Consider the following 8866-nt stretch of genomic DNA (forward strand, 5'->3'; position numbering starts at 1 on the left):
GGCGGTGCCGGCGGCGGCGACCAGCAGCGTCCGCCGCGCCCGCCGGCCGGTCGCGACGGCTCGGGCCCGCGCCCGGGCATGCCGCGCCCCAACCCGGCGATGATGCCGAAGTCGCCCGCCGCGTTCGGCGCGCGTCCCGGCGGTGCGCGTCCCGGCGGTGGCCCCGGTGGCCGCGGTGGCGCCCCCGGTCGTCCCGGTGCCCCGGGCCGTCCCGGTGGTGCCGGTGGCGGTGCCGGACGTCCCGGCTTCGGCGGCGGTCCGGCCGGTGCCGGTCGCCCCGGTGGCGGCGGTCGTCCCGGCCAGCGCGGCCAGACCCAGGGCGCCTTCGGTCGCCCCGGCGGCCCCTCGCGTCGTGGACGCAAGTCCAAGCGGGCCCGTCGCCAGGAGTTCGAGGCCATGGAGGCCCCGACGATCGGCGGCGTGCGCGTCCGCAAGGGCAACGGCGAGACCGTCCGGCTGGCCCGTGGCTCCTCGCTCACCGACTTCGCCGAGAAGATCGGCGTCGACGCCGCCTCGCTGGTGCAGATGCTCTTCAGCCTCGGCGAGATGGTCACCGCCACCCAGTCCGTGGGCGATGAGACCCTCGAGCTGATCGGCGAGGAGCTGAACTACGTCGTCCAGGTCGTCTCCCCGGAGGACGAGGACCGCGAGCTGCTCGAGTCCTTCGACATCGAGTTCGGCGAGGACGAGGGCGACGAGGACGACCTCGTGGTCCGTCCGCCGGTCGTCACCGTCATGGGTCACGTCGACCACGGAAAGACCAAGCTCCTCGACGCGCTGCGCAACGCCAACGTCGTCGACAAGGAGGCCGGTGGCATCACCCAGCACATCGGCGCCTACCAGGTCGCGGCCGACGTCGACGGCAACGAGCGTCGCATCACCTTCATCGACACCCCCGGTCACGAGGCGTTCACCGCCATGCGTGCCCGTGGTGCCCAGGCCACCGACATCGCGATCCTCGTGGTCGCGGCCGACGACGGCGTCATGCCGCAGACGGTGGAGGCGCTCAACCACGCCAAGGCGGCCAACGTGCCGATCGTCGTGGCGGTCAACAAGATCGACAAGCCGGAGGCCGACCCGACCAAGGTCCGCGGCCAGCTGACCGAGTACGGCCTGGTGCCCGAGGAGTACGGCGGCGACGTCATGTTCGTCGACGTCTCGGCCAAGTCCGCGCTCAACCTCGACGGGCTGCTCGAGGCCGTCGTCCTCACCGCGGACGCCTCCCTCGACCTGCGCGCCAACCCGACCCAGGACGCCCAGGGCCTGGTTGTCGAGGCCCACCTCGACCGCGGCCGCGGCCCTGTGGCCACCGTCCTGGTCCAGCGCGGCACCCTGCGGGTCGGCGACTCCATCGTCGCCGGTCCGGCCTTCGGTCGCGTCCGCGCCATGCTCGACGAGCACGGCCAGGAGCTCGAGGTCGCCACCCCGTCGCGTCCGGCCATGGTGCTGGGCCTCTCCGCCGTCCCCGGCGCCGGCCAGAACTTCCTGGTCGTCGAGGACGACCGGATGGCTCGCCAGATCGCCGAGAAGCGCGAGGCGCGCGAGCGTGCGGCCCAGCAGGCCAAGCGTCGCGTGCGTCGCACCCTCGAGGACTTCATGGCCTCCATGGAGAAGGGCGAGAGCCAGGAGCTCAACCTCATCCTCAAGGGCGACGTGTCCGGCTCGGTCGAGGCCCTCGAGGACGCCCTCGCACAGATCGACGTCGGCGACGAGGTCAGCCTGCGGGTCATCGACCGCGGTGTCGGTGCGATCACCGAGACCAACGTCGACCTCGCTGCCGCCTCCGACGCCATCATCATCGGCTTCAACGTCCGGCCCCAGGGCAAGGCGGGCCAGATGGCGGAGAAGGAGGGCGTGGAGATCCGCTACTACTCGGTGATCTACCAGGCCATCGAGGAGATCGAGGCGGCCCTCAAGGGCATGCTCAAGCCCGAGTACGAGGAGTCGACCCTGGGTCAGGCCGAGATCCGCGCGATCTTCCGGTCCTCCAAGATCGGCAACATCGCGGGCTGCATGGTCACCGGCGGCGTCATCCGACGCAACGCCAAGGTCCGGGTGCTCCGCGACGGCGCCGTCGTCGCCGACAACCTCGACCTCGCCTCGCTCAAGCGCGAGAAGGACGACGCCTCCGAGGTCCGCGAGGGCTTCGAGTGCGGTCTCGTGCTGCGCAACTTCCAGGACATCAAGGAAGGCGACATCGTCGAGGCGTTCGAGATGCGCGAGATCCCGCGCAGCTGACGTCCCTGGGACGGCGCAGGACGCCCGCAGCCGCGGGCACCTGCGCCGTCTCGGCGTCCCGGGGGCCATCGGTCCCCGACCCCGCTCCACCGCGTCCGTCCCGTCCCACCGCACCCCGGCGATCCGCCGGCCCCACCAGGAGATCCAGCCCATGGCCAACCCCCGCGGTCGCCGCATCGCCGACCGGATCCAGGTCATCGTCGCCGAGCTGCTCGAGCGTCGCCTCAAGGACCCGCGGCTGGGCTTCGTCACCATCACCGACGTGCGCCTGACCGGCGACAACCAGCACGCGTCGGTCTACTACACCGTGCTCGGCGGCTCCACCGAGCAGGTCGGCAGCGCCCAGGCGCTCACCTCGGCCACCGGCATGATCCGCTCCGAGGTCGCCCGCCAGCTCGGCATGCGCACCGCGCCGACCATCACCTTCGTCCACGACGCCCTGCCCGAGGAGGCGGCGGCGCTCGAGGAGGTGCTGGCCAAGGCCAAGGCCCTCGACGAGGAGCTCGCCGCCCACCGCGGCGCCGCCTACGCCGGCGAGGCCGACCCGTACCGCAAGCCGCGCGAGGACGACGACCTCGACGACCTCGACGACGCGGACGACGCCGACGACGCTGACGACGAGGTCGACGCGGACCTCGAGGACGACGAGGACCCGCGGGCGTGACCGTCCCCGGCCTGGTCGTCGTCGACAAGCCGGCCGGCCTCACCTCCCACGGCGTCGTCGCCCGCATCCGGCGCCTGGCCGGCACCCGCAAGGTCGGGCACGCCGGCACGCTCGACCCGATGGCCACCGGCGTCCTGGTCGTGGGCGTCGATCGCGCCACCCGACTGCTCGGCCACCTCATGCTCACCGAGAAGGGCTACCTCGCCACGGTGCGGCTGGGGGAGTCGACCACCACCGACGACGCCGAGGGCGAGACCCTCGCCCGCGCGTCCGCCGACCACCTCGACGAGGCAGCCGTCCTGGCCGCCTTCGCCGCCCAGGTCGGCGAGATCTCGCAGGTCCCGACCGCCGTCTCGGCGATCAAGGTCGACGGCAAGCGCGCCTACCAGCGGGTGCGCGACGGCGAGGACGTCCAGCTGAAGGCCCGCACCGTCACGGTCCACGAGCTCGTGGTCGAGGAGGTCGCCCTGCCCGACGTCCGGATCCGGGTGCGCTGCTCCAGCGGCACCTACATCCGTGCGATCGCCCGCGACGTCGGCGCCGCGCTAGGCGTCGGCGGTCACCTCACCGCGCTGCGGCGCACCTCCGTCGGGCCCTACGGGCTCGACGTCGCGCACACCCTCGAGCAGCTCGAGGACGACCTCGCCCTGCTCCCGCTGGCCGACGCCGCCCGCGCCGCGTTCCCCGCCCGCGACCTCGACGACGCGCAGGCCGCGGACGTCCGGGTGGGTCGGGCCCTCGCCCTCGAGCTCGCCGGCCTCACCGCCGTCTTCGACCCCGACGGCGCGTTCCTGGCGCTCTACGAGCCGCGCGAGGACCGCGCGCGGGCCGTCGCGGTGTTCGTCTGACCGGCAGCGCTCAGCGGGAGTCGCGGCGCGGCTCGAAGGAGACCTGGTGGCCGAAGACCACCGTGCGCAGGTCGGTGTGGAACAGCTCCGCGCAGGTGACCAGCGTGAGCAGGTGGTCGTCGTCGATCGGCTCGACGCCGCCGGCCGAGGGGTTCACCGGCTTCGGGTCGAGCACCCAGGTGGCGTTGAAGTCGACGGTGAGCGCGTTGCCCGGGGTGTCGATGCGGTAGGCGTAGGTGCCGCCCCTGGTCTCCAGGCGCACGACGTCGCCGACGCGCAGCGTCTTGAGGTCGCGGAACGGCTCGCCGTGGGTGACGACGTGGCCGGCGAGCACCATGTTGCCCTCCTTGCCGGGCAGCGCGGTGCCGGGCTCGTGGCCCACGCCCTCGGCCAGGACGTCCTTCGTGGTGCCCTCGAGCACCGGCACCTGGTAGTCGGCGCCGAAGCGCGGCACCCGCAGGATGCCCAGGCCGGGGACCTCGCGGTCCAGGCGCCAGCCCTCCTCGATCTGGGAGATCTGGGCCTTGTACGCGCGGTGCGCCTGCCAGGTGGTGCCCCAGATCTGCCAGGCGATCCAGGCCAGCCAGCCCAGGCCGACGAGCAGCAGCGTCCAGCCCACGGCCTCGAGGGCCTTGCGGCGACGGCTGCGGGGCGCACGTCCACGCGTCGGTGGGGTGATCGTGCCGACCTCGCTCATGGCCCGTAGTCTTCCATCCGTGCAGATCTGGCGCTCCGACTCCGACGTTCCGGTGGACCTCGGTCGCACGGTCGCCGTGATCGGCAACTTCGACGGCGTGCACCTGGGCCACCGCCGCGTGCTCTCCCGGGCCCGCGAGCTCGCCGACGCCGCCGGCCTGCCGGTCGTGGTCGTCACCTTCGACCCCCACCCGATGGCCGTGCTGCGTCCCGAGCACGCGCCCACGACCCTCACCGGGCTGCCGGCCCGTGCCGAGCTGCTCGCCGCCGCGGGCGCCGACCACGTGCTGGCGGTGCCGTTCGACCGCGAGATCGCCTCGTGGTCGCCCGAGGAGTTCGTCGACCGGATCCTCGTCGACGCCCTGCACGCGGCGGCCGTGGTCGTCGGCGCCAACTTCCGGTTCGGCCAGCGCGCCGCCGGCGACGTCTCGCTGCTCGTCGAGCTCGGGGCCGCCCGCGACTTCCGCGCCGAGGGCATCCCGCTCGACGGGGGACCGCAGGTGTGGTCCTCCACCTACGTGCGCACCTGCATCGCGGCCGGCGACGTCGCCGGCGCCGCCGAGGCGCTCGGACGCCCCTACGCGGTGCGCGGCGTCGTCGTGCGCGGCGACCAGCGCGGCCGCGAGATCGGCTATCCGACCGCCAACGTGCCCGCCGAGGGTCCCACCGCGGTGCCGCCCGACGGCGTCTACGCCGGCTGGCTGCGTCGTCTCGACGGCGGAGAGCGCCTCCCGGCCGCCATCAGCATCGGCACCAATCCGACCTTCGAGGGCGTCGTCGGGCGACGCGTGGAGTCCTACGTCCTCGACCGCACCGACCTCGAGCTCTACGGCGTCGAGGTGGAGGTGTCCTTCGTCGAGCGGCTGCGCGGCATGGAGGCCTACGACTCCCTCGAGGCGCTGCTGGACCAGATGGCGCTCGACGTCGCCCGCACCCGGGACGTCCTGGGTGTCTGACGCGGGCCCCGGGTCACCGCCCGGGACACCCGAGCGGGCCGCCGAGGCCTGGTTCCTCCACCACGGCCTGCCCTACTTCGTCGACGACGTCCGGGCGCAGGTGCAGCGCCGGCTCAGCCGGGCCCGGTTGATCAGCGTCGGCGGCCTCGCGCTGGGGTTCGGCGTCGCCTCCGGGGTGCTGGTGGCGATCCCGACCAGCGCCTCGTCCGGGGTCGCGGTCGGCGTCAGCGTGGCGCTCGCGCTCCCGCTGGTCTACGCCCTGCGCGCGCTGCGGACCTCGATCATCGCGGCCTGGGCGCTGCGCCGCGCCCTCGGCAGCCTGGGGCTGCTCGTGCCGCTGGCGACCTCCGCGCTGCCCGTGCTGCTGCTCTTCATCACCTTCCTGTTCATCAACACCGAGGTCTGGCAGGTCGCCTCCTACCTGCACGGCGGCGTCCTGTGGGTCACGGTGCTCTTCTTCGTCGCGGCCGCCGTCGGCTTCCTCGTGCCCCGGATGGCCCGCGAGCTCGACGAGTTCGACGATCGCGTCGGCCCCGAGGACCTGCGCGAGGCCACGGCCGGCACCGCCCTGGCCGAGGCCACCGAGGCGCTGCTCTCCGACGACGCCGTCGACCTGCCCGAGCAGGCGCAGGTCACCGGCCTGCAGATGGTGAACCTGGTGCTGGTGCTCGTCGTCGCCCAGGTGGTGCAGGTGCTGCTGCTCGCGGTGGCGGTCTTCGCCTTCTTCCTGCTCTTCGGCGCCGTCGCGATCGCCCCGCAGGTGGTGGAGGCCTGGATCGGCCGCCCGCCGAGCTACCCGCCCGGCCCGCATCTGGTGAGCATCGAGCTGATCCGCGTCGCCACCTTCCTCGCCGGCTTCGCCGGCCTCCACTTCACCGTCACGGCCCTCACCGACGCCTCCTATCGCGAGGACTTCTTCTCGGTGATCATGCGCGAGCTGCAGGGCGCCGTCGGCACCCGCGTCGTCTATCGCGCGTTGCGGGACCGCTGAGGTCGGCTCCGCGGCGGCCGGGACTCAGTTACCCGGCTGACCGGGTGACTGACCCCCGCGGGGCGTGTCTCGCAGGCTCTCGGGAGCCAGAACCTGCGAGACATGCCCGACGGGAGCAGATGCCGTGCCAGGTCGACGCCCGGACGCGCAGCAGGGCGGCGATCCCGGAGGATCGCCGCCCTGCTGGTGACGCGGGCGCCTGGATCAGGCGTCGAGGTCCTTCGCGACGAGCGCCGCGATGGCGTCGACGTCGTCCTGGCTCTCGCCGCTGACCTCGATGCTGGCGCCCTGGCCGGCGCCGAGGGTCATGATCAGCAGCGCCGAGGACGCCTCGACGGGCCCGTCGCCGGGGACGGCGAGGAACACCTCGGTGGCCAGCTCCTCGGCGGCCTCGGCGATGATCGCGGCCGGGCGGGCGTGCAGGCCGACGGCCGAGCCGACGGTGACGGTGGTGGTGGGCATGGGCTCCTCCTCGAGCGGATGGTGGGTCAGACGGTAGCCGGGACGGGGGTGCCCGCCTCGGTGGTGGCGACGGCCGGGGTGGTGCGCATCGACTTGAGCACGATCACCGCGGCGGCCGCGACGACGACGCCGGCGATCAGGGCGATGAAGTAGCCGAGCACGTTGTTGACCGCGAAGAGCACGAAGATGCCGCCGTGCGGAGCACGGACCGCGACGCCGAAGAGCTCGGCGAGGCCGCCGGTGACGGCGCTGCCCAGCATGATCGACGGGATGACGCGCAGCGGGTCGGCCGCGGCGAACGGGATGGCGCCCTCGGTGATGAAGGACGCGCCCAGCAGCCAGCCGGCCTTGCCGTTCTCGCGCTCGGCCACGGTGAACAGGCCGGGACGGACGACGGTGGCCAGGGCCAGGGCGATCGGCGGCACCATGCCGGCGAGCATGACCGCGGCCATGATCTTCAGCTGCGGGGCGTCGGAGGCCAGGCCGGCCGCGCCGACGCCGGTGGCCGCGAAGCTGTAGGCGACCTTGTTGAGCGGACCGCCCATGTCGAAGGCCATCATCAGGCCGAGGATCACGCCGAGCAGGATCGCGCTGGAGCCGTTGAGGCTGTTCAGGCCGCTGGTGAGCTGGTCCATGAGCCAGCCGATCGGGCGGCCGAAGACGACGATCATCAGCAGGCCGGCGACGATCGTGGTGAACAGCGGGATGACCAGCACGGGCATGAGGCCGCGGGCCCAGGTGGGCACGGTGCGGCGGGCGATCCAGTGGGCGATGACGCCGGCGAGCACGCCGCCGACGATCGCACCGAGGAAGCCCGTGGCCGGCAGCGAGGTCGGGTTCGAGGCGCCGTCGTTGACCCCGAAGATGTTCGCGGCCAGGCCGCCGACGATGAAGCCGGGGGCGATGCCGGGCCGGTCGGCGATCGCGTAGGCGATGTAGCCGGCCAGAGCCGGGATGAAGAACATGAACGCGGTCTTGCCGAGGATGAAGAACAGCGCGCCGATGTAGGCCAGCAGGCCGGAGTCGAACGGCACGTGGTCCAGGCCGAGCGCCTGCGGGTTCGGCAGGTCGAAGAGCGTGTTGTGGACCGCGATCTGGCCGTAGGGGCCGACGATCTCGTAGCCGCCCAGCAGGAACGACAGCGCGATCAGCAGGCCGCCGGCGGCGACGAACGGGATCATGTAGGAGACGCCGGTCATCAGGACGCGGCGGGTGCGACCGCCCCAGCTCTCGCCGGTGCCGGCGCCCGCTCCGGCGCCGTCGTCGTCGCCACCGCCGCGCTCGACGCGGGCCGCACGCGGGTCGTCGGCGGCCTTGAGGGCCTCGGCGATCATCGCCTCGGCGTCGTCGACGGCGCGCTTGACGCCGGAGGAGACCAGCGGCAGGCCGGCGAACCGGCCGCGGTCGCGGACGCCCACGTCGACGGCGAAGACGACGGCGTCGGCCGCGGCGATGGTCTCGGCGGGGATCGGGGTGGAGCCGGCCGAGCCCTGGGTCTCGACGACGATGTCGACGCCGGCCTTGGCGGCGGCGGCCTGCAGGGCCTCGGCGGCCATGTAGGTGTGCGCGATGCCGGTGGGGCAGGCGGTGACGGCGACCAGGCGCTTGCGCGCGGTGCCCGAGGCCTCGGTGTGGGCGACCGGCGCGGGGTTGATCACGTCGGTGACGAGGGTGACGACCTCCTCGGGGGTCGTGGCCGCCCGGAGACCGTCGGTGAAGGCGGGCTTGACCAGGGCCCGAGCCAGCTTGGTGAGCAGCTCCAGGTGGGTGGCGTCGCCACCGGCCGGGGCCGCGATGAGGAAGACGAGGTCGGCCTCGCCGTCCTTGGCGCCGAAGTCGACGCGCGGGGCGAGCCGGGCGAAGCCCAGGGTCGGCACCTCGACGCCGGCGGTGCGGCAGTGCGGGATCGCGATGCCGCCCCGCAGGCCGGTGGCGGACGTGGCCTCGCGGGCCTCGGCGTCGGCCTGCACCCAGTAGGCGAGCGTGGAGCTGAGGTCCATGAGCGGGTCGC

General features: G+C 73.4%; 8 protein-coding genes. 5 read left to right on the forward strand and 3 right to left on the reverse strand.

Annotated features, from left to right (window positions below; translation table 11 throughout):
- The 3 genes from infB to truB all read left to right on the forward strand — a co-directional run.
- The coding region (gene infB / locus ACZDWJ_RS05955; RefSeq protein WP_463520013.1) for a translation initiation factor IF-2 at nt 1-2238 on the forward strand (2238 nt) is incomplete at its 5' end.
- 151 nt (nt 2239-2389) lie between these two features.
- The gene (rbfA, locus tag ACZDWJ_RS05960; protein WP_463520014.1) at nt 2390-2902 is read left to right on the forward strand and encodes a 30S ribosome-binding factor RbfA; all 513 of its coding nucleotides are present in this window, start codon (nt 2390-2392) and stop codon (nt 2900-2902) included.
- Nucleotides 2899-3750 (forward strand): tRNA pseudouridine(55) synthase TruB, encoded by an 852-nt coding sequence (gene truB / locus ACZDWJ_RS05965; RefSeq protein WP_463520015.1) that lies wholly within the window; start codon nt 2899-2901, stop codon nt 3748-3750. Before rbfA ends, truB begins: the two co-directional genes overlap by 4 nt.
- Before the next feature lie 10 nt (nt 3751-3760).
- On the opposite strand, the gene ACZDWJ_RS05970 is transcribed toward truB, so the two are convergent.
- The gene (locus ACZDWJ_RS05970; protein ID WP_463520016.1) at nt 3761-4447 is read right to left on the reverse strand and encodes a sortase; all 687 of its coding nucleotides are present in this window, start codon (nt 4445-4447) and stop codon (nt 3761-3763) included.
- Nucleotides 4448-4466: 19 nt separating this feature from the next.
- Between ACZDWJ_RS05970 and ACZDWJ_RS05975 the strand changes: the two genes are divergently transcribed.
- Entirely contained in the window at nt 4467-5402 is a 936-nt protein-coding gene (locus ACZDWJ_RS05975) for a bifunctional riboflavin kinase/FAD synthetase (RefSeq protein ID WP_463520017.1), read from the forward strand.
- The gene (locus ACZDWJ_RS05980; protein WP_463520018.1) at nt 5395-6393 is read left to right on the forward strand and encodes a hypothetical protein; all 999 of its coding nucleotides are present in this window, start codon (nt 5395-5397) and stop codon (nt 6391-6393) included. The genes ACZDWJ_RS05975 and ACZDWJ_RS05980 overlap by 8 nt, the downstream gene beginning before the upstream one ends.
- Nucleotides 6394-6597: 204 nt before the next feature.
- On the opposite strand, the gene ACZDWJ_RS05985 is transcribed toward ACZDWJ_RS05980, so the two are convergent.
- Both ACZDWJ_RS05985 and ACZDWJ_RS05990 read right to left on the reverse strand, forming a co-directional pair.
- Nucleotides 6598-6855, reverse strand: coding sequence for an HPr family phosphocarrier protein (locus ACZDWJ_RS05985; protein WP_463520019.1), 258 nt, complete (start codon nt 6853-6855; stop codon nt 6598-6600).
- Nucleotides 6856-6881: 26 nt separating this feature from the next.
- On the reverse strand, nt 6882-8866 hold a 1985-nt coding region (locus ACZDWJ_RS05990), incomplete at its 5' end, for a PTS fructose transporter subunit IIABC (protein ID WP_463520020.1).

The organism is Nocardioides sp. B129/18, from assembly GCF_055282735.1.